Annotated in this window: 19 protein-coding genes and 5 tRNA genes; 13 read left to right on the forward strand and 11 right to left on the reverse strand. The window is 36.7% G+C overall.

Going from position 1 to position 19,616, the window contains the following annotated elements; genetic code table 11:
* Positions 1-211: 211 nt before the first annotated feature.
* The 7 genes from AB1278_RS10575 (at position 212) to AB1278_RS10605 (ending at position 9,004) form a co-directional block, all read left to right on the forward strand.
* Positions 212-2,098 carry a DNA topoisomerase IV subunit B gene (locus AB1278_RS10575; RefSeq protein ID WP_227943794.1) on the forward strand — a complete coding sequence of 629 codons (1,887 nt, stop codon included), beginning with the start codon at positions 212-214 and terminating at the stop codon, positions 2,096-2,098.
* A 107-nt stretch (positions 2,099-2,205) separates the two neighbouring features.
* A complete protein-coding gene (locus AB1278_RS10580; protein ID WP_330746651.1) occupies positions 2,206-2,712 on the forward strand; it encodes a hypothetical protein in 507 nt (168 codons plus the stop codon).
* Positions 2,687-5,278 (forward strand): DNA gyrase/topoisomerase IV subunit A, encoded by a 2,592-nt coding sequence (locus AB1278_RS10585; RefSeq protein WP_202838771.1) that lies wholly within the window; start codon positions 2,687-2,689, stop codon positions 5,276-5,278. The genes AB1278_RS10580 and AB1278_RS10585 overlap by 26 nt, the downstream gene beginning before the upstream one ends.
* 37 nt (positions 5,279-5,315) lie before the next feature.
* Positions 5,316-5,957 (forward strand): rhomboid family intramembrane serine protease, encoded by a 642-nt coding sequence (locus AB1278_RS10590; protein ID WP_429814224.1) that lies wholly within the window; start codon positions 5,316-5,318, stop codon positions 5,955-5,957.
* A gap of 30 nt (positions 5,958-5,987) precedes the next feature.
* Positions 5,988-7,076: a helix-turn-helix domain-containing protein gene (locus AB1278_RS10595; RefSeq protein ID WP_202838772.1), complete on the forward strand. Its 1,089-nt coding sequence runs from the start codon at positions 5,988-5,990 to the stop codon at positions 7,074-7,076.
* Positions 7,077-7,235: 159 nt separating this feature from the next.
* On the forward strand, positions 7,236-8,021 hold the full coding sequence (locus AB1278_RS10600; protein WP_202838773.1) for an SDR family NAD(P)-dependent oxidoreductase: 786 nt from the start codon (positions 7,236-7,238) through the stop codon (positions 8,019-8,021).
* Positions 7,967-9,004, forward strand: a complete 1,038-nt coding sequence (locus tag AB1278_RS10605) for an NAD-dependent epimerase/dehydratase family protein (RefSeq protein WP_395973848.1) — start codon at positions 7,967-7,969, stop codon at positions 9,002-9,004. Before AB1278_RS10600 ends, AB1278_RS10605 begins: the two co-directional genes overlap by 55 nt.
* A 17-nt stretch (positions 9,005-9,021) precedes the next feature.
* Here the strand turns inward: AB1278_RS10605 and AB1278_RS10610 are convergent, their stop codons facing one another.
* The 8 genes from AB1278_RS10610 to AB1278_RS10645 all read right to left on the reverse strand — a co-directional run bounded on the left by AB1278_RS10610 (position 9,022) and on the right by AB1278_RS10645 (position 16,058).
* On the reverse strand, positions 9,022-10,563 hold the full coding sequence (locus tag AB1278_RS10610; protein WP_238349586.1) for a lectin-like domain-containing protein: 1,542 nt from the start codon (positions 10,561-10,563) through the stop codon (positions 9,022-9,024).
* Between the two features lie 7 nt (positions 10,564-10,570).
* The gene (locus AB1278_RS10615; protein ID WP_110010981.1) at positions 10,571-11,143 is read right to left on the reverse strand and encodes a hypothetical protein; all 573 of its coding nucleotides are present in this window, start codon (positions 11,141-11,143) and stop codon (positions 10,571-10,573) included.
* Positions 11,144-11,675: 532 nt separating this feature from the next.
* Positions 11,676-12,035: a DUF4180 domain-containing protein gene (locus tag AB1278_RS10620; RefSeq protein WP_202838774.1), complete on the reverse strand. Its 360-nt coding sequence runs from the start codon at positions 12,033-12,035 to the stop codon at positions 11,676-11,678.
* A gap of 2 nt (positions 12,036-12,037) precedes the next feature.
* Positions 12,038-13,060 carry a serine hydrolase domain-containing protein gene (locus tag AB1278_RS10625; protein WP_202838775.1) on the reverse strand — a complete coding sequence of 341 codons (1,023 nt, stop codon included), beginning with the start codon at positions 13,058-13,060 and terminating at the stop codon, positions 12,038-12,040.
* Between the two features lie 29 nt (positions 13,061-13,089).
* Entirely contained in the window at positions 13,090-13,938 is an 849-nt protein-coding gene (gene prmC, locus AB1278_RS10630) for a peptide chain release factor N(5)-glutamine methyltransferase (RefSeq protein ID WP_429814229.1), read from the reverse strand.
* Complete coding sequence (yaaA, locus tag AB1278_RS10635; protein ID WP_202838777.1) at positions 13,939-14,697, reverse strand: peroxide stress protein YaaA; 759 nt, start codon at positions 14,695-14,697, stop codon at positions 13,939-13,941. It abuts the gene before it with no gap.
* Between the two features lie 4 nt (positions 14,698-14,701).
* Positions 14,702-15,403, reverse strand: a complete 702-nt coding sequence (locus AB1278_RS10640) for a CPBP family intramembrane glutamic endopeptidase (protein WP_343641315.1) — start codon at positions 15,401-15,403, stop codon at positions 14,702-14,704.
* A 43-nt stretch (positions 15,404-15,446) separates the two neighbouring features.
* Entirely contained in the window at positions 15,447-16,058 is a 612-nt protein-coding gene (locus AB1278_RS10645; RefSeq protein WP_202838779.1) for an L-threonylcarbamoyladenylate synthase, read from the reverse strand.
* A gap of 101 nt (positions 16,059-16,159) precedes the next feature.
* Here AB1278_RS10645 and AB1278_RS10650 point away from each other — a divergent pair.
* The 5 genes from AB1278_RS10650 to AB1278_RS10670 all read left to right on the forward strand — a co-directional run bounded on the left by AB1278_RS10650 (position 16,160) and on the right by AB1278_RS10670 (position 16,676).
* A tRNA-Met gene (locus tag AB1278_RS10650) sits at positions 16,160-16,232 on the forward strand.
* A 38-nt stretch (positions 16,233-16,270) separates the two neighbouring features.
* Positions 16,271-16,343, forward strand: a tRNA-Met gene (locus tag AB1278_RS10655).
* Between the two features lie 38 nt (positions 16,344-16,381).
* A tRNA-Met gene (locus AB1278_RS10660) sits at positions 16,382-16,454 on the forward strand.
* A 38-nt stretch (positions 16,455-16,492) separates the two neighbouring features.
* Positions 16,493-16,565 (forward strand) — tRNA-Met (locus AB1278_RS10665).
* Between the two features lie 38 nt (positions 16,566-16,603).
* Positions 16,604-16,676 (forward strand) — tRNA-Met (locus AB1278_RS10670).
* A gap of 86 nt (positions 16,677-16,762) precedes the next feature.
* On the opposite strand, the gene AB1278_RS10675 is transcribed toward AB1278_RS10670, so the two are convergent.
* Positions 16,763-17,014: an Ada metal-binding domain-containing protein gene (locus AB1278_RS10675; RefSeq protein ID WP_202838780.1), complete on the reverse strand. Its 252-nt coding sequence runs from the start codon at positions 17,012-17,014 to the stop codon at positions 16,763-16,765.
* A 27-nt stretch (positions 17,015-17,041) separates the two neighbouring features.
* A complete protein-coding gene (locus AB1278_RS10680; protein WP_202838781.1) occupies positions 17,042-17,755 on the reverse strand; it encodes a 2OG-Fe(II) oxygenase in 714 nt (237 codons plus the stop codon).
* A 184-nt stretch (positions 17,756-17,939) separates the two neighbouring features.
* On the opposite strand from AB1278_RS10680, the gene AB1278_RS10685 reads away from it, so the two are divergent.
* Positions 17,940-18,386: a GNAT family N-acetyltransferase gene (locus AB1278_RS10685; RefSeq protein ID WP_202838782.1), complete on the forward strand. Its 447-nt coding sequence runs from the start codon at positions 17,940-17,942 to the stop codon at positions 18,384-18,386.
* Between the two features lie 346 nt (positions 18,387-18,732).
* On the opposite strand, the gene AB1278_RS10690 is transcribed toward AB1278_RS10685, so the two are convergent.
* Positions 18,733-19,314 (reverse strand): hypothetical protein, encoded by a 582-nt coding sequence (locus tag AB1278_RS10690; RefSeq protein WP_202838783.1) that lies wholly within the window; start codon positions 19,312-19,314, stop codon positions 18,733-18,735.
* Positions 19,315-19,616 lie beyond the last annotated feature (302 nt).

Consider the following 19,616-nt stretch of genomic DNA (forward strand, 5'->3'; position numbering starts at 1 on the left):
GTCTGTAATAAAAACATGTTGAAAAGAATAAAACTGTAGAGAATGTGAGGAAAGTAAATAAAATTTTCACATGATGTTGATAATTTCGTAAAATATATAATTTGATTACTAATTATACAATGATTGCAGTGAAATATTGAAAAAAACAAGTTGAAAAAATTCGGATAATTTTGGACAATTTTGTACTTTTGTATGTTTGCTGAAATCATATATGTCACAAGAAATAAATCCAACCTACTCCGAAGATAATATCAGAACCCTTGATTGGCAGGAACACATCCGTCTGCGCCCCGGTATGTACATCGGGAAGCTCGGTGACGGTTCTTCCGCTGATGATGGTATTTATATCCTGCTAAAAGAAATTCTTGATAACTCTATTGATGAGTTCAGAATGAGAGCAGGAAAAAGAATTGAAATAAAGCTGGATGACGGTAAAGTTACCATCCGTGACTTTGGCCGTGGAATTCCGCTTGGGAAAGTGGTAGACGCGGTTTCAAAAATGAATACCGGAGGTAAATACGACAGTAAAGCGTTTAAAAAATCTGTAGGATTGAACGGGGTCGGTACCAAGGCGGTAAATGCCCTTTCAGATTATTTCAGAGTCCGTTCTTTCCGTGACGGAAAAATGAAAGCTGCCGAATTCTCCCGTGGGATGATCAAAGAGAACTTTGACGAGAAAGAAACTTCGGACAGAAACGGTACCGAAATTTCCTTTATTCCTGATGGAGAGATCTTCCTGCATTTCAAATACAGAAAAGAGTATATCGAAAGAATGCTCCGTAACTATGCTTACCTGAATCCGGGACTTAAAATTCTTTTCAACGGAGAAACCTACTATTCTGAAAACGGTCTTAAAGACTTGTTGGAAGAAGAGCTGGAAAGCGATATCCTTTATCCGATCGTTCATTTAAAGGATGATGATATTGAGGTTGCCATTACCCATTCCGACAAATCACAGACAGAAACCTATTTTTCATTCGTTAACGGACAGAATACAACGCAGGGAGGAACACACCTTAATGCTTTCCGTGAAGCATATGTGAAAACAGTTCGTGAATTTTTCAATAAAAGTTTTGATGCTTCTGATATCAGAAAGTCGATCATTGCTGCGATTTCCATCAACGTAGAAGAACCTGTTTTTGAATCCCAGACCAAAACAAAATTAGGATCCAATGACATGGGACCCAACGGACCTACCGTAAGAACATTCATCATTGATTTCCTGAAGAGTAAACTGGACAATTTCTTACACAAAAACCCGGAAATAGCAGAAGCAATTCAAAGAAAAATCTTAATTTCCGAAAGAGAAAGAAAAGAATTATCCGGAATTCAGAAACTGGCCAGAGAAAGAGCAAAAAAAGTATCTCTTCACAATAAAAAACTTCGTGACTGCAGGCAGCATTATAACGACCAGAAAGCCGAAAGAAAAGGAGATACCCAGATCTTTATTACCGAGGGAGATTCTGCATCGGGATCAATCACAAAATCCAGAGATGTAGAAACTCAGGCTGTATTTTCACTGAAGGGTAAACCGCTGAACTGTTATGGTCTTACCAAAAAAGTGGTGTATGAAAATGAAGAATTTAACCTTCTTCAGGCAGCTTTAAATATTGAAGAAAGTCTGGAAGACCTGAGATACAATCAGGTAATTATTGCTACCGATGCCGATGTTGACGGGATGCACATCCGTTTGCTGATGATTACTTTCTTCCTGCAGTTCTTCCCGGATCTGATTAAAAATGGACACCTTTATATCCTTCAGACTCCGTTATTCAGAGTTAGAAATAAAAAAGAAACAAGATATTGCTATACAGAAATAGAAAGGGTAAAAGCATTAAATGAACTGGGGAAAAATCCTGAAATCACGCGATTTAAAGGATTAGGAGAAATTTCTCCTGATGAATTTAAGCACTTTATTGGCAAAGATATCCGCCTGGAGCCAGTAGTAGTAGGAAAAGACCAGACGATTGATCAGCTTCTGGAATTTTATATGGGGAAAAATACTCCGGACAGACAGACTTTTATTCTTGAAAACCTTGTGGTAGAGGATGATACAGATATTGATAAAAAAGAACTCCTGGATGAAGTAGAAAATTAAAAAAACTATAACTTTAAAAAACTGGTTGTAAAGCCATTGCAGACTGAAAAAAGCACAACTTTGGATGAAGTAGGAATTATAGAACTTACACAGCCAAAAAAAATAAAATGAGACTAAGTAACCGTAATAAAGCATCAATTTATAATTTTTTATGCACGTTGCTTTTGATGATAACCGTGGTTGGCATCATCGCATTTGCTGCTAATGAATATAGGTTTAATGCAGTGGGGAAAGAAAGTTATTTATTGATTATTGTTCCTGCTCTGCTGCTGATTATCTTTTACATCAGCGGAAGACAGATTTTTGAATATGACAGCGATGGAGAAGCTTTGAATTTTAAAAACAGGAATATCATTCCATTTCTGGATAAGCCTCTTCACGACGAATTTCCAAAATACAAACTGATCAAATATGATGTAGTCAGTATTCTCTTTTTCAAAAGATTATACATCACCGTTTCAAGTAAGAATAATGGTTCTACTATCCTGAAGTACCAGATCTCTTATTTGAACAGAAAACAAGTAAACGATTTAAAACTCTCTCTGAACAAAGTAGTGAAAACTAATAAAGAGAAAAAAGATAAACTAGATGACGACAGAAGAATATTCGCATGAGGGTGAAAGCTTAAAAAAAGTCTCCGGTCTCTACAAAGACTGGTTTCTTGATTATGCTTCCTATGTAATTCTGGATAGAGCTATCCCTTCAATATATGATGGTTTAAAACCCGTTCAACGAAGAATTATGCACTCCATGCGGGAGCTGGAAGACGGCCGTTACAACAAAGTGGCCAATATCGTGGGAAATACCATGAAATATCACCCGCACGGTGATGCTTCCATTACAGATGCCATGGTGCAGATTGGGCAGAAAGAGTTGTTAATAGATACACAGGGAAACTGGGGTAATATCTATACAGGAGATTCTGCAGCCGCTGCGAGATATATTGAAGCAAGACTCACCCCTTTTGCTCTGGAAGTAGTATTTAATCCTAAAACTACAGAATGGACAAAGTCTTATGACGGAAGAAACAATGAACCTATCGATTTACCGGTAAAATTCCCGCTGCTTCTTGCACAGGGAGTAGAAGGTATTGGAGTAGGGCTTTCCACCAAAATACTTCCTCATAACTTTAATGAACTTATCAATGCCTCTGTAGCCTACCTGAAAGGTAAGAAATTTGAACTGTATCCGGATTTTTTAACAGCCGGTTATCTCGACGTTTCTGAATATAATGATGGTCAAAGAGGAGGAAAAGTAAGAGCAAGAGCCAAAATTACCCAGACGGATAAGCATACATTGGTGATTTCTGAACTTCCATATTCTAAAACAACCACTGATCTTATTGACTCTATTTTAAAAGCCAATGAGAAAGGAAAGATCAAAATCAAAAAAATTGAGGACAATACTTCAGACAAAGTAGAAATCCTTATTCATATCCATAACGATGTTTCACCGGATAAAACTATTGATGCTCTTTATGCATTTACGGACTGTCAGGTGACCATCTCTCCCAATGCCTGTGTAATTGTAGGGGATAAGCCTATGTTCCTTACGGTATCCGATATTCTGAAAACGAATACGGATCATACAGTTTCATTGCTGAAGAAAGAATTGGAAATTGAACTTCATGAGCTTCAGGAAAGCTGGCATTTCTCTTCACTGGAAAGAATTTTTATCGAAAACAGGATCTACCACGATATTGAAGAGGTAAAAACCTGGGAAGATGTACTGAAGACCATTGATGCAGGATTAAAGCCCCATACCAAGCATCTTTTAAGAGCCGTTACGGAAGAAGATATCTTAAAACTGACAGAGATCAGAATCAAGAGAATTTCAAGATTCGATTTGGATAAGTTTAAGGAAAATATCGCTTCGCTGGAAGGTAAAATAGAACAGGTGAAATACAACCTGGCTAACCTGATCGCTTATGCCATTGAGTATTACTTAAATATTCAGAAGAAATACGGTAAAGACAAACAAAGGAAGACTGAACTCAGAATCTTTGATACCATTGATGCTACAAAAGTAGCCGTAGCCAATGAAAAGTTTTATGCAAATTTCGAAGAAGGCTTTATCGGGACATCTTTGAAGAAAGATCAGTATTTGTTCGACTGTTCTGATATTGATGATATCATCACATTCAGAAAAGACGGAAGTATGAAGGTTGTAAAAGTGGAAGCGAAAACTTTCATCGGAAAAGATATCCTTCATGTTGCCGTATGGAAGAAAAACGATAAAAGGACAGTGTATAATATGATCTACCGTGAAGGCAGGGAAGGACCTTATTATATGAAACGATTCTCTGTAACCGGAGTAACCCGAAATACAGATTATCCGCTAGCTTCAGATAAAAAGGGTTCTGAAACACTCTATTTCTCAGCCAACCCTAATGGAGAAGCAGAAACTGTAACCGTGCTTTTAAAACCAAACCCTAGAATCAGAAAGAACAAAATGGAGATTAACTTCTCCGATCTGGCCATCAAAGGCCGGGATTCCAAAGGAAATCTGGTAACTAAATACGCTGTCAAGAAAGTAGATATGAAGGAAGAAGGGGTTTCTACTCTGGCCCCTAGAAAAATCTGGTTTGATGATACGGTAAGAAGACTGAATGCCGATGCAAGAGGAACACTGCTGGGAAGCTTCAAAGGAGATGATAAAATTCTGACCATCAATACAAACGGTGAAGTAAAACTGGTATCTTTTGACCTTGGCAACCGTTTTGATGATGAATACCTGGTACTGGAAAAGTGGAGACCTGCACAGCCGATTACCTGTATTTATTACGATGGAGAAAAAGATATTTATTTCATTAAGAGATTCTTACTGGAAAATACAGTTAATGTACAGACTTTTATGCCATCTGAACATCCGAAATCATTCATTGAAAATGTAATTGTTGCCAATGATGCCACTGCAGAAATCATTTTTGCAAAAGATAAAGGAAAAGAACGCGATCCGGAAACGATAAATATTGATGAATTTATAGCGGTAAAAGGAATAAAAGCCATCGGAAACCAGTTTACAAAGTTCAAAGTAAAAGCCATCAATATTGCCATTCCTGAACCGGCAGAAGAAGAGCCTGAAGTATACGAAGATCCCGAACCTGCCGGCGAAACCGATGAAGACGGAGGAATGATCGGAGATCTTTTCCAGGATAACGGGAATAATGAAAATGAATAGATCGCATGTTTATTCAGTTATAACATAAAAGAACATAATGGATATAGTTGTTATCATTATCATTGCAGCCACATGTATTTTTAGCTATATGGGTTTCAATAACACAGCATTATTTGAAAAATATAAATTCAACGTCGGAGCGATTGCGAATCGTAAAGAATATGTAAGGCTGATCAGCTCTGCATTTTTGCATGCAGACTTTATGCACTTATTTTTTAATATGCTTTCTCTGTATTTTTTCCAGGGAGTCGTTATTAGTTTCTTTGGAGAAGTAGGATTTTTGATTCTATATTTCGGATCAATGATTCTGGGGAATTTATTCAGCCTGCAGATTTATAAAAAGCAGCCGTGGTATTCTGCAATTGGAGCATCAGGAGCGGTTTCCGGAATTATTTTTGCTTCCATCGCTATGGCTCCGAATGAGATCAGTGTCAACTTTTTGCCGGGATGGTTATTCGGAACACTGTATTTCGGATACTCTGTATACATGATGCTGAATCCCAAGCAGTGGGACAACCTGGGCCATGCTGCTCACCTTGGTGGAGCATTTTTCGGATTGGTTTACTCTATTGTAATGCATCCGCAGCTGGCCATGAGCAATATTCTTTTCTTGGGAATCATGTCACTTCCGCTCATCTATCTAGGATATGAAATTTTTGTAAGAAAGCGAATAGGATAAAAGACTATTTATAATCAAATATCAAAACCAATGAACACATCAGAGTTAAACAGTTTCATCGTGATACTTATCTATGGTTCATTGGTTTTGCTTTCTCTGCTGAAGCTGGCCAACCCCTTAAAAGTAAACCATAAGGCCAATTTCTGGTTCGGGATATTTCTCTTTCTGTGGTCTACTTTTTGGCTGGATGAAGTACTGTTTCTCATCACTGGTTCAATCATCGAGTTTCATTCCTTGTTTTGGGTTAGACTTATCCAGTTTTTTACCCCTATCGTTTTTTACTTTAGTGTACTGTTTTATACCAATCCTTCCTTTACTTTTAAACTTACAGCGGTTAAGTTTTTAATCCTTCCGGCTGCTTTTCTGGTTTGTCTTATATTGATCAAACTGGGATATAAAAAACCATTTGAATATCTCAGTATTATTCTGATCCTGATCCAGGCTCTCTTTTACACGGGGCTTTCCTATATTACCATCAGAAAACATCAAAAGAAAATTCAGCAGTTCTCATCCAATACCGAAGGAATCAATCTGAACTGGTTGGAATATATCATTCTGGTACTACTTATCGTGAATATTATCTATGTGATTTATAATCTGTTCTATGATCCGAAATCACTGAATTTCTTTATCAATGCGGTCTTTTTGTCGGTTATTTACTGTGTAGGATATTATTCTCTGAAACAGAAGGAAATTTATCCTTTAGAAGAAAAACAAAGACAGGAACTGATCTCTATGGACGAAAATTCGGATCCGGAAGAAGTTAAAAGAAAACTTATTTCTGATGAAGAATTAGTAAGGATTAAAACTTCACTGGAAGGGATTATGGGCTTACAAAAGCCGTATCTTGACAGCGAACTTAACCTGATCAAACTGGCTGAAATGCTTTCCGTTTCTACCCATCATCTTTCTTATGTCATCAACACAGGCTTTGGAAAAAACTTCTTCCAATATGTGAATGAATATAGAGTGGATTATGCCAAAAAACTGTTGAAAGAAACCAATAGCAAATTATCCATTTTGGGAATTGCCTACGAATCCGGATTCAATTCTAAGACTTCTTTTAATACAACTTTTAAAAAAGTGACCGGACAAACACCTTCTGAATTCAGAAAATAAGTTCAGGTTTATAAACTCTTACTTTTTATTTGTTTTAAATTTTTGATTTTCAGTGATTTATTTATTTCAGCTTCCCGTTCTTAAAATCAGTTCGTTCAGATAATCCTGAACATTCAGACATCCTCTTTACGATAGCTTTGTACTATACAATTTAAACTTATGGATACCAAAGAATCGTATGCAGTCGTCACGGGCGCAAGCCAGGGACTTGGAAAATCATTTGCTGAACATCTTGCAAAACAAAAAATCAACGTCATTCTTATAAGTCTTCCGGATCAGAATCTCAGAGAATTATCCGGAGAGTTGGAGAAACAGTATGATATAAAGGCTCATTACTATGAAACAGACCTTTCTGTTAATGAAAATGTAATGAAGCTTACAGAATGGCTCAACCGTTCTTTTGATGTTCATATTCTGATTAATAATGCAGGGCTTGGGGGAACAAAAAAATTTACGGAAGCCTCTTCGGATTATATCAACACTATTCTACAGGTGAATGTGGCAGCCACTTCATTGATCACGCATCAGCTGCTTCCTAACCTTTTAAAACAACCCAAAGCCTATATCCTGAATGTTTCAAGTATGGCTGCTTTTTCTCCGATTGGTTTTAAAACCGTATATCCAGCTTCTAAAAGTTTTATCCATTCATTTTCAAGAGGACTGCATGAAGAACTGAAAGATACCAATGTTTTTGTAAGCGTTGTGAATCCCGGGGCAATGAAAACCAATAAGGATGTTTGTGAAAGAATAGAAAAACAAGGTTTTATGGGAAGATTAACACTTTTGAATCCTGATAAAGTAGCTTCATACTGCCTCCGGCAATTATTTAAAAAAGATTCCGTAATTATGGTGAACCCAATCAGCTGGCTGGTGATGAAAATTTTACCCATATGGATCAAACTGCCATTGATGACCCAGGCTATAAAAAGAGAGATCGAAGCATGAAAAAAGTATGTGTAACCGGAGCAACAGGGCTTCTGGGAACTAATGTTATCCTTAAATTATTACAAAATGGTTATTCTGTTATTGCTCTGGTGCGTAAGAAAAGCAGCTGGCTGGGCGAAGAAAACGAAAATCTGAAGCTTGTGGAAGCGGATCTTCTGTGCGATATTTCTGGGCACCTGACCGATATTGACTGTATTGTTCATGTGGCAGCAGAAACACGTCAGAATCTTCGTTATGATGAATACAGAAAAGTGAATTACGAGGCCGTTGTAAATCTTTTTACCCATGCAGAATTGATGAGCGTTAAAAAGTTTTTGTTTGTGAGTACTGCCAATACCTTAGGATTTGGAAACACCGCATTCCGGGGAAACGAAAAAGCACCCCCAATCTATCCTTTTACCCATTCACTGTATGCTCAAAGCAAGCAGGCTGCGGAAGATTATCTTTTAAAAAATAGTAAGAACACAGAGGTTATCATTGTTAATCCAACGTTGATGATCGGAGCATATGACAGCAAGCCAAGTTCTGGGAAAATAATCTTCTGGGCATGGAAAAAGAAACTGGTATTTTATCCGAAAGGAGGTAAGAACTTTGTACATGTGGAAGATGCAGCCAATGGAATAGTAAATGCTGTTGAATACGGAAGAACCGGAGAAAAATATCTCCTGGCCAATGAAAACCTGACCTACAGAGAGTTTTTTAAAAAAGTAAACCGGATTACCAGCCAGAACCCGGTTATGATTGCTATTCCCAACACACTTTTGAGTCTCCTTGGATTAATTGGTGATGGTTTAAGAACATTAAAAATAAAAACAAACCTCAGTACCCCCAATATGAAAGCACTGCAGATTTGTAATTATTATTCTAATCAGAAGTCAGCAGACGAGTTGGGGATTCAATATCAATCTATTGATAGGGCAATTGAGGATGCTGTCCGGTATTTTATCGAAAACCCCGTAAATAATAAAAAAACCAGCTCTTAAAAGCTGGTTTTAGAAGGTTATCTTATTATTTTCTGAGTTACATTTTTATTAGAAATAACGCAGGCTTTGCTGCAGTTATTGGCAGTTGAAATATTAACCTGTACCAATGCCGGCAATGATCTGTATTCTTCACTATTGTAAGGTGCTTCAGTACCATTGCTTCCACCTCCCTTAATATCATACTGTATCTGGGCTACTCCTGTGAATCCTGCCGCAGGTTTGAAAGAAAGTGCTCCGGTAGTTGGGAAATAAGTCCATGTTCCCTGACTATTGGTGTAGACACCGCCTGTTATATTGGGAATTACAGCTCCGTTATTATCTAAAAAACGAAATGAATTAAAATCAAGGTTGTTATAGGAAAGGGTTGGAGGATTCTGGCCATTAGCTGAAGAATAAGCCGCATCATTAAGCAAAGGATAATACGTTGACTTTATCCCCGGGCAGCCTGCAAACAAATCATCTGTTACTTCAGCAGCATAAGGTCTTGTAACCCCTAGATTTTTCAGTAAATGTATATTTTTAGCAGCTCCGGTAGATGCTGCAAATCCAATTCTGAAAGTAGAAGGAGGCGAAGTATCCAGAGTCCTTACCGTAGTGTTGGAAATGGTAGTCTCGGTATATTTCAGCGAAGTAGGGTAGTAATAATTGTCAATCACCTTTTCTTTCACCGTTCCGTGCTGGATTTCCAGGGTTATATTGTAACCGCCGGCCGGATTGGGAACAAGGGTAACATATGCTTTACGGAATCTTGCATCATTTTCATTCTGAGGAATTGTAGTTCCGCCACTTTCAATGCTGAACTGTTGAAGTGCTGTATTTTTAATCCCGATATATTTCCCTGTTGCCGTATCCAGATAAGCAGATCGGTTGCTGCTGGTTGGTAAAGCATTGGTTGCGATACTGTAAAGCAGCGGATAACCGTTATATCCTGCAGGCTCAGCTGAAGACAGATACTGGTTTCCACGCTTTCCTCTTAATGAAACGTTGCTGCGACCATCTGCCAGTCCCACCCCAAATATTCCGTTTCTGATCCTTTCAGTTTGTTTAAAACTTGTTTTAAAATTTCCGTATTCATCCAGACCTATTCCCAGATAACCACCTCTCAGTCCTTCCGTAGATTCTCCTCCACGTACAAAACTATATCCTAATCCTCCACCAAAATATCCGAGGTTAAGCTGATCTTTAGGAATAGAACCATCTACCAGGAATATGGAAATTCCATCTCCTCCGTTGGTATTTCCTCCATAAATGGCAAATTCAAATTCAAACTTGATTCCCTGATCACTTTTGAATATTTTATCCGCCAATATCACTCCTCCTGAAATATTATTCACACTTCGGGTGAGCCTTAGCCCGTCTGTGGTAAAGGTTGCGTCATTCTGAACACCGCTGGTAGCTACCTTATAGGCTTCCTGTGGCTGTAATCCCTGAGTAAAGTTTACAAAATAAGGATAACCGGTTCCCTGTTCGTTCTGAGCCTGAATGTTTTGAGAACAGGCAAATAAGGAAAAGGTAAACAAAAACCTTTTGTACCGTAAAATTGAGCTGCTGTTTATCATAACTCAATTATTTAACAACAAAAACAATATTGATAAAAGAACAGTCAGTAGCTGCAGCTTTTACATCATAAGTCATAACTCCGTCATCAGAAATAGAAATATTACTGAATACATTAGGGTCGGCATCGGTTACATAATAGTAAAGATCTTTACTGGACGGGAAAAAAGGAATAGAAGCTGGAGCACTGGTACTCTTTGCTTTTGGAGATCCAAACTGTGTTTTATACAATGTATACAAATCTTTAGTCCGGCCAGTAGCTGTGATGGAAGTGTCAAAAGAAACACTAGGCATATAAAACATTTTTACGGCATTGCTGCTGATACAAAGCCAATCCGGTTTGAGAGGAGTACCGATATTCTGACTTAAACATTTCTTATCTGTATCGTAGATAAGAAGCGAGTTGGCAGGATTGGCAATAGCATCTCTTTGTACTGTAGTCAGTCTGGGTATCAGCATTCCTTTATTTTGACTATAAACATCCAGAATCGCACTCTGGTCAGGGGTAGATGTGTTAATCCCTACTTGAGCGAAAGAAAGCGAGCTTGCAAAAACGATTGGTAGAAATAATTTTTTAATCATGATGTCTTAATAATTTTTATTTGTGTGTTTTTTGTTTTTTACAGGAAGAAATCTTTATAAGGCTTAATTTCATAAAGGCAATAGATATAACCAACAAGTCCATTAATACAATGAATTGTTTTGCTCAAATAATAGCCAGACGAGACTTTTGTTCAAAAGCTCATCAACAGATATAGCAAGTATGCTTCATAAAGAAATATCCTATACCTACCTGGGTGGTTGAAAAATTAAATGATTATGTAGCCGTATAAGCTCTTAAATAAGTAAGATTCATATTCCCTCGTGTTTTTTGCAAATGTACAAAGAAATGTTCAGATGTTTATGGTTATAGAATTAATTCTAGTCTTCTCTTAATGATTAGTGTAATTTGTATTGAATTTTTACACAAGCTTACCAATTGGTAAGATTATTTTTATTATGTACATCTTTGTATTGTGGTAAGAAATTAAAAAAACAGATGATGTTGGGGTAGTGACAGCTTAAATTGAAGAAAAATTTTTCCGTTTTTGTATCTAAAGAATTGAAAAATAGACTATTTTGAAAAATTAGCTAAAGCATCTTCCAATGCTTGTACAAAATTAATGTGATTTGTTTTATTACTTTCAAAAATAAAATCCCTCATACTTTTGCTTTCATATTTACTGAAATCGCCAACAATAGCCAGTCCTATGCGGTAGTTTGAAAATTTCTGTAGAATTTCCCCAGCAATTTTTGTTTTTAAATCAAAGAATTCTGGAGTAATATTTTTTTCGTGAAGAATAACTTTGTCAAACCCCTGATAATAGATATTTCCCATAAGATCCAACCCGTCTTGTGCAGACCGGATAATGATGTCATCAGAAATAATTTCTGCAATTTTAATAGAATTGATTTCGTGTTGCTGAATAATCATGTTTACTGTATTGTTTTTTTTATGTCATGTAGAAAGTGGTGTGGCGGAAATGCATCTCCCTGATTGGTAAGTGCAATAATACAGCTGTTATGCTCCAAATCTCTCCAGAATAAAGCTTTAAAACCGTTCAGGCCACCTGTATGCATTGCTGATTTTTCTCCGCTTTTATTCTCTATGTACCACGCAAAGCCGTAATTTGATATTTGTCCGTCAGATAACTGGAAAGGAGAATACATCATACTTATATTTTCTTTATTAATAAAAGAATTGTTTCGTAAAGCCTGATCAAATTTATAGAGATCTTCAGGAGTAGAGTAGATTCCACCGTCACCGGTTGTTAAAATTGAATAATCATCAGGCTGCTTTTGTTCATTATATCCGAGTGCTCTATTGTGAATAACTGTCCCAGGTTCATACACATAAGTGTTATTCATTTTTAATGGAGTAATAATCTGTTCATTGATGAATGTACTGTATGATCTACCTGAAACCTTTTCAATAATCAGAGAAAGAACAATATATCCGGTATTGCTGTACTTAAACTTGCTGTCCGGAACAAAATCAAGATTTTTAAGATCAAACAGCCAGTTTATTACCTCCTGATTCGTTAATCCTCTTTTAGAAAACAGGTTTTCATAATCCCTGATTCCTGAAGTATGATGCAAAAGCTGTCTGATCGTAATGTTTCTGGCATATTCAGGAAGCGTTATAAACCGGGATGCTTTATCATCAAACTTCAATAAACCTTTTTGCTCCAGCATGATAATAGCTGCTGCAGTGAAGGGTTTACTGAGGGATGCAATGTAAAATGAGGTATTTTTATCTGTTTTCAGCCCTTTTTCAAAGTTGCGGAAACCCAAAGCCGTATCGCAAACAATCCTGCCGTTGTTCACAATCAAAACGGAACCGTTGAACTCTCCTTTACTATAATATTTACTCACCACATCCCGAGGATGCTTTTGGCAGGATACCAGTTGCATAATCAGTGAAAGACAAATGAGAATTTTCCATAGTAAAGTTTTCATAGGTTCAGTATTTAAACAGGTAAAATTACTTATTTCCCTGCATAAATAAATCGGTCATTTTCAGATAAATCCTTCAATAGTTGTGCATTAGGAAAATCCTGATAAAGACTGAGTGTTTCCAGCCCCAGCTTCTGATTGATTTCAAGGAATACAAGTCCGTTCTCATTCAAATACTTTTCAGCATCTTCCGCAATTTTTCTGTAAAAGATCAAAGCATCTGAAGTAGGAGAGAAAAGGGCCATTTTAGGTTCAAATCCTTTCACAGAATCAGCAATTTCGATCTCTTCTTCAATCCCGATGTAGGGAGGATTTGAAATGATGATATCATAATTTTCAGCCAGATCAAAATTAAGGTAGTCAGCATGAATGAACCGGATTTTCAATTGGTGATACTCTGCATTTCTTTGGGCTGTCTTCAAAGCTTTCTCAGAAAAATCAATAGATGAAACCTCTGCTTCTGGGAAATGTTTCTTTAAAACCAATGGAATAACTCCGCTTCCGGTTCCTATATCCAAAATCTTTAGACCTGGAACCTTTAACTTTGAACCTTTAATCTCCCTGATAGCAATTTCCAATAGTTCTTCTGTTTCAGGGCGGGGAATCAGAACATTTTCATCCACAAAGAATTTCATTCCGTAAAATTCTGTTTCTCCTAATATCTGCTGATAAGGTCTTCCGGTTTTAAGTTCTGAAACAAGAAAACACAGTTTTTCCTTATCATCAGTCAGAAGCTCCTGTTCAGCAAATCTTCTTTGCTGAAATGAATCGAAACCTACGATTTGATGAATGAATAAAGACGATAAAAACACACTTTCCGAGTCTGTATAAAGATCGGAAAGTTCTGTTTTGAAATATTTTTTAAATCCTGAGATTGTCATTTATCTTGTAAAAACCAGTTTTGTATCTGTAGACTTCTCTTCATCAATTCTGTATCCTTCATAGTTGAATGCTTTTACATCCTCCAGTGTTTTGGCATTGGTCTCTGCGCAGAATCTAACCACAAGACCTCTGGCATGCTTTGTATACACAACAATGGTCTTCAGTTTTCCATCTTTTAATTCATAAAAATCAAAATCAATGACTTTGTGATTCAGTTTTTTTCTGTCGATTACTTTTCCATACTCGTTGCTGGCAAGGTGAAGGAGGATTTCTCCTTTTTTCATCTCAGAATTCAACTGCTCTGTAATCTTTTCTCTCCAGAATTCGTATAGGTTTTTATATTGCTCAAATTCAAAAGGACGGCCCATTTCAAGTCTGTAAAGCATTACTTTATCAGATGGTTTCAGTAAGCCGTAAAGCCCGGAAAGGATTCTGTAGTTTTTTTGAAGGTAATCTACAGCATTTTTATCCAGTGTTTTGGCATCAAGACCTCTGTAAACCTCTCCTGTAAAGGCAAACATTGCAGGAGCAGATTCTTTTGCTGTAGGTTTGGACTTCCATTTTTGATTTCTTTCCCAGTTTTCATCAGCAAGCTTTGGGGATATTTCCATAAGCTCGGAAAGGTATTTTGGGGATTTTTCTTTTAAATAAGATTGTATCAATGCTGCATCTTCAATGAATTTGGGAGTAGTGGTTTTCAACAGATCCGTTGAATTTTCCGTGTTCATTAATTTGGCAGGAGATGTTATAATTTTCATAATGTTAAAATACAGATAAGTGTTTTATATCAATACAATTCATGACCATCATTGCGATAAAATCAATCATAAAATGACAGATGATCAGAATTTTAATATTTGAATAGCGTTTATAAAATACAGCAAACACGATTCCGATAAAGAAAGGTCCGAGAACCTGGCTTATGGTACCGTAAGTACTATGTAAAATTCCAAATAAGACCGATGAAATAACAATTACAACGGTGGGGTTGTTGTAGATTTTTTCAAGCCTGGACTGTACATAGCCCCGCATCAGCAATTCCTCTACAATAGCAGCGGTAAGGCATGTAAAAATAACTAAAAAATAGTTATTTCTAAAAATGGGAACAAGGTTGAGAAGCTTATTGCTTATTTTTTCCTCTATAAAAAACAGGATGATTGCATTCAGAATTCCTCCGCCAATCAAACAGATAAAATATAAGCTCAGTACAGCTTTGACATAAAATGCAGCTGAATATTTTGTCTCTTCCTTAAGTAAAAAAGCACTTTTCTCAATAAAGACATTGTATAGAAATACAATGATAAGAACGATCCATAGTATAATTCTGCTGAGAAAGAAATTGGTTTCTGTAATTCCTCTTATTCCCGTTATTGTGGTAACAGCAGGAAAAGAATAGAGCATCGCTGCCGCTAAAATAACAAAAGTGAGTAAAATTCCTACAGCATATTTCCCGGTAAGACTCATAATTCAGTACCCTAAACCTTGAACTTTAACTTTGAACCTTGAATTAAATGATCCCTTTTCCCTGACGGATAATCTCCGGTTCTCCTGAAGTAAGGTCTACAATAGTAGAAGCTACATTATCACCATATCCTGAATCAATGACGATATCTACCAGATGATCATATTTTTCAGCAATAAGTTCAGGATCGGTAGAGTATTCGATAATTTCATCATCATCTTTAATGGAAGTGGATGCTATGGGATGGCCAAGTTTTTCAACAATAAGCTGCGGAATCGGATGATCCGGAACACGGATACCAATTGTTTTGTGGCCTTTATAGGCTAAAGGTAAACTTTTGTTGGCTTCAAGAATGAAGGTAAACGGCCCGGGAAGATGACTTTTCAGAAATCTGAAAACTGATGTATCAATAGGTCTTGTAAAGTCAGAAAGATGGCTGAGATCATTACAGATAATTGAGAATTTAGACTTGTCAAGCTTCATTTTTTTGAGCTGAGCCAGCTTTTCCATGGCTTTTATATCAAAAATATTACAGCCTAAAGCATAAATCGTATCAGAAGGATAGATAATCAGCCCGCCATTGTTTAAAGTTTTAATAACCTCATTCACAAGATTTTCCTGTGGGTTGTCTGGATAAATTTTTAATATTTTTGCCATAAAACAAAGATACAAATAATAAAATAGTTTTTATAAAAGTCCTTTATTTAAAAGAAAAATTAGGATTTGTAAAAATTATTCGTACCTTTGCAATCCAATATCGCGGGATGGAGCAGTAGGTAGCTCGTCGGGCTCATAACCCGAAGGTCATCGGTTCGAGTCCGGTTCCCGCTACTAAGTAAGTGCTTTCGGTAAGCACTCTAAAAATACACCGCGGGATGGAGCAGTAGGTAGCTCGTCGGGCTCATAACCCGAAGGTCATCGGTTCGAGTCCGGTTCCCGCTACTAAGCAAGTGCTTTCGGTAAGCACTCTAAAAATACACCGCGGGATGGAGCAGTAGGTAGCTCGTCGGGCTCATAACCCGAAGGTCATCGGTTCGAGTCCGGTTCCCGCTACTAAGCAAGTGTTTTCGGTAAACACTCTAAAAATATACCGCGGGATGGAGCAGTAGGTAGCTCGTCGGGCTCATAACCCGAAGGTCATCGGTTCGAGTCCGGTTCCCGCTACTAAGCAAGTGTTTTCGGTAAACACTCTAAAAATATACCGCGGGATGGAGCAGTAGGTAGCTCGTCGGGCTCATAACCCGAAGGTCATCGGTTCGAGTCCGGTTCCCGCTACTAAACGAAAGAGAAGCAATATCATATTGCTTCTCTTTTTATTTCCTGGCCATTGCAGGCAAAATGAAACCCCACGGAAATTTGATTTAATCAGTATTCATTTCCTTCCATTTTTTATAAGCTTCTTTTTTCATACAATGCCCGCACGGACGGTAATTGTTTTGTAATGCTTCTTTTTCATCTGCAAAGAAAACCCTGTTCTCTTTCTTCATTCTTTTTCCTGAACGGCAACTGAGTAATCCGTAGATTTTTAATTTTTTATTTCCTCCAAAACGAATTTCCCTGCTATGGATTTTACTTCTAAGGTTTTCAGATGATAGTTGAGAATGCTGAATCATGATTCATCTATTGATAACGTTTAATAATTAACTGGCTGCATCATGGAAAATAATACCTAAAGCATAACGGTTTCCGTCTTTAACTTCACTTACGCCATGTTTCATATTGACCCTGTAATAGCCTTTGGTTCCTTTCTCTGGTTTAAACTGAGTCGTAAAAATAAGAACATCTCCTTTTTGGGGTTGCAGAACAATAGCCTTTGACTGAGCTCTGGGAATCTGCTGGGTAAGCACAAACTCGCCTCCCGTAAAATCCTTGCCGGGTTCGCTGAGCATTAAAACAATCTGAATGGGAAAATAAATATCTCCATATAAATCCTGATGCAGTGTATTGAATCCATCTTTTCCGTATTTTAAAATTAATGCCGTTGCTTTTTGCTGCCCGTTAAGATGACACTGGTCTAAGAATTCTTGATGATCTGAAGGAAAATGGGTGTCTATTTGTAAAGCTTTAAACCATACATTGGCAACAGGTGCCAGATAAGGATAAATAGTTGTTCGTATGGTTTGAATAATTTCAGGTAATGGATAGTTGAAATACTTATATTCACCCAATCCGAAACGATGTCTGGCCATGACAACTGTTTTCCGGTAAAAAGCTGGATGATCATAATCCAATTTCAGTTTTTCACATTCGTTTTCTGACAGCAGATTATCAATGATGGCATAGCCGTTTTGATGCATTGTTTCCGTAAGGCTTTCCCAGTCAATATTCTTGATTGTATGAATGATATCTTTCATTGTTTTGATTTTATTCTGCAAAAATCTATAGTTCTTCAGAACAATACAATCCGAAACATGTGGTTTTTTATAGATGAATAAAGAGTTATAAAGTATCTGGCCTATTGATTTAATATATTTCTGGATGATACCACTGGTCCTGTTTAAGGCTACCTTTGCCTTGTTAATAAAAATAGATATAACGATGAATTACATTATTAAAAAAGCAAGTCTTGAGGATCTTGATGAAACAGCTGAATTGTTCAATCTTTATCGTGTTTTTTACAGACAGGAATCAGACGTTGAAAAGGGGAAGGCTTTTCTCAAAGAAAGGTTTTTAAATAGTGAATCTGATATTTTTCTTGTAATGGCAGAGGGCAAAGCAGTAGGTTTTGTACAGCTTTATAAACTATTTCACTATACCAAATTACAAAAACAATGGCTGTTAAGTGATCTCTTTGTTCATCCGGATTATAGAGGAAAAGGGTTTTCTGTAGCACTAATTGACCGAAGTAAACAATGGTGTGAAGAGACAGGAGCGTGTGGACTTATGCTTGAAACCGAAAAAACGAATGATATAGGAAACACACTGTACCCACGCTGCGGGTTTGAATATGACGGACTACATAATTACTACCATTGGTGGAAGTAGAATAAAGCTATTCAGTACTGATCATAGTGCAGCTTTTTCAGCTACTTTTACTTCTATAAGGACAAGTAGTATTACTTCTACAGTTCTGAACGTTTAATTCTACAGGTATTTTCAGCCAGTAGAAGGGTATAATCCTATTTTTGTAAAGCTCTTACAGATCATGGGTAGGACAGTTGATCTGTAGAGCGTATGCAAAAAAATCTCTGCCTATTTTCTACTTTTTCCCCAAGGTTTTATGATTAGTACCACAAAACTGCTTTTTCCGGCGGAGATTTTTTGCTTTTGAATACAAAAAGAGAATGACGATCGTCATTCTCTTTTTGTATTCTTAAAATATATTTAAATATTATTGAGCCAGTTGAGCATAAGGAGTAAGCTTGTTGTCATCAGACATGGTCTGTCCCAGAAAGTCTCTTTTCTGATCCGCTTTCATTCTGCCTGCAGCATCATTGGCATTGAAATAAGCTTCACTTAGTTTTGTAGCGATATCAGCAGGTTTGAAATCGAATTTTGTATCTCCTTCAACTCCAAGATAACCATTCTTTCTTGTAAGGTTAGTAATATAATTGTTGTAATTGATCATGGTTCCTCTCATCATATTGTTATGGTATTCCATACATTTCTTAGCTTTTTTAGATGAATTGTTCAGGATACAGTTTTTCATGTTGTTTCTGTATAAAAACCATTCAGATTCTACAATACCATATTCTTTACCCAAAGCAATCTTTCCGTTATTCACAATATTATTATCGCCTTCTTTTGTAGCGATCGTCTGAAGATGTTGAATAACCAATGGAACGGTAGCTTCGATTTTTGATTTTGTATCTTTCAGTATGCTAAGATCGGCAGCAGGAGAACCCTTCTTTTGTGCTGTAGTAACATTAAAAATAAGCAGTAATAGTACAATCAGTAAATTATATCTTTTCATGAGAAATTTTTAAAGCACTAAAATAAATATAATTTCCCGGTTAAAACAAATTCATTTTAATTTTATTTAATAAAATTTAACAAGTTTTAAGGATTTACCTCTGAATTGTTTCTTTTTCTATCGATTAAGCAGGCTATATTTTCACTCTCTTAAAAATTTAATATATTTTAACTATTTTTATTCAATTGATTATCAGGTGTTTAATGTTTTGCTGGTGTTTATCACTAAAAAAATAGTTGTTTGGTTAAATTTTATTTCTACATTTGTATAACTAATTTCTTAGTGATATAGAAGTTGAAAGG

The organism is Chryseobacterium sp. NRRL B-14798 (assembly GCF_050470705.1).
In the GTDB taxonomy this organism is placed as follows: domain Bacteria; phylum Bacteroidota; class Bacteroidia; order Flavobacteriales; family Weeksellaceae; genus Chryseobacterium; species Chryseobacterium cupriresistens.

What these genes read in the sequence shown, in the direction of transcription:
- AB1278_RS10680 (WP_202838781.1), bottom strand. Translation starts at nt 17,755, where the DNA reads ATGAAAGATATCATTCATACAATCAAGAATATTGACTGGGAAAGCCTT.
- prmC (WP_429814229.1), bottom strand. Translation starts at nt 13,938, where the DNA reads ATGACAATCTCAGGATTTAAAAAATATTTCAAAACAGAACTTTCCGAT.
- AB1278_RS10625 (WP_202838775.1), bottom strand. Translation starts at nt 13,060, where the DNA reads ATGAAAACTTTACTATGGAAAATTCTCATTTGTCTTTCACTGATTATG.
- AB1278_RS10580 (WP_330746651.1), top strand. Translation starts at nt 2,206, where the DNA reads ATGAGACTAAGTAACCGTAATAAAGCATCAATTTATAATTTTTTATGC.
- AB1278_RS10590 (WP_429814224.1), top strand. Translation starts at nt 5,316, where the DNA reads ATGGATATAGTTGTTATCATTATCATTGCAGCCACATGTATTTTTAGC.
- AB1278_RS10600 (WP_202838773.1), top strand. Translation starts at nt 7,236, where the DNA reads ATGGATACCAAAGAATCGTATGCAGTCGTCACGGGCGCAAGCCAGGGA.
- AB1278_RS10605 (WP_395973848.1), top strand. Translation starts at nt 7,967, where the DNA reads ATGGATCAAACTGCCATTGATGACCCAGGCTATAAAAAGAGAGATCGA.
- AB1278_RS10645 (WP_202838779.1), bottom strand. Translation starts at nt 16,058, where the DNA reads ATGGCAAAAATATTAAAAATTTATCCAGACAACCCACAGGAAAATCTT.
- AB1278_RS10575 (WP_227943794.1), top strand. Translation starts at nt 212, where the DNA reads ATGTCACAAGAAATAAATCCAACCTACTCCGAAGATAATATCAGAACC.
- AB1278_RS10610 (WP_238349586.1), bottom strand. Translation starts at nt 10,563, where the DNA reads ATGATAAACAGCAGCTCAATTTTACGGTACAAAAGGTTTTTGTTTACC.
- AB1278_RS10675 (WP_202838780.1), bottom strand. Translation starts at nt 17,014, where the DNA reads ATGATTCAGCATTCTCAACTATCATCTGAAAACCTTAGAAGTAAAATC.
- AB1278_RS10585 (WP_202838771.1), top strand. Translation starts at nt 2,687, where the DNA reads ATGACGACAGAAGAATATTCGCATGAGGGTGAAAGCTTAAAAAAAGTC.
- AB1278_RS10690 (WP_202838783.1), bottom strand. Translation starts at nt 19,314, where the DNA reads ATGAAAAGATATAATTTACTGATTGTACTATTACTGCTTATTTTTAAT.
- AB1278_RS10685 (WP_202838782.1), top strand. Translation starts at nt 17,940, where the DNA reads ATGAATTACATTATTAAAAAAGCAAGTCTTGAGGATCTTGATGAAACA.
- AB1278_RS10640 (WP_343641315.1), bottom strand. Translation starts at nt 15,403, where the DNA reads ATGAGTCTTACCGGGAAATATGCTGTAGGAATTTTACTCACTTTTGTT.
- yaaA (WP_202838777.1), bottom strand. Translation starts at nt 14,697, where the DNA reads ATGAAAATTATAACATCTCCTGCCAAATTAATGAACACGGAAAATTCA.
- AB1278_RS10595 (WP_202838772.1), top strand. Translation starts at nt 5,988, where the DNA reads ATGAACACATCAGAGTTAAACAGTTTCATCGTGATACTTATCTATGGT.
- AB1278_RS10615 (WP_110010981.1), bottom strand. Translation starts at nt 11,143, where the DNA reads ATGATTAAAAAATTATTTCTACCAATCGTTTTTGCAAGCTCGCTTTCT.
- AB1278_RS10620 (WP_202838774.1), bottom strand. Translation starts at nt 12,035, where the DNA reads ATGATTATTCAGCAACACGAAATCAATTCTATTAAAATTGCAGAAATT.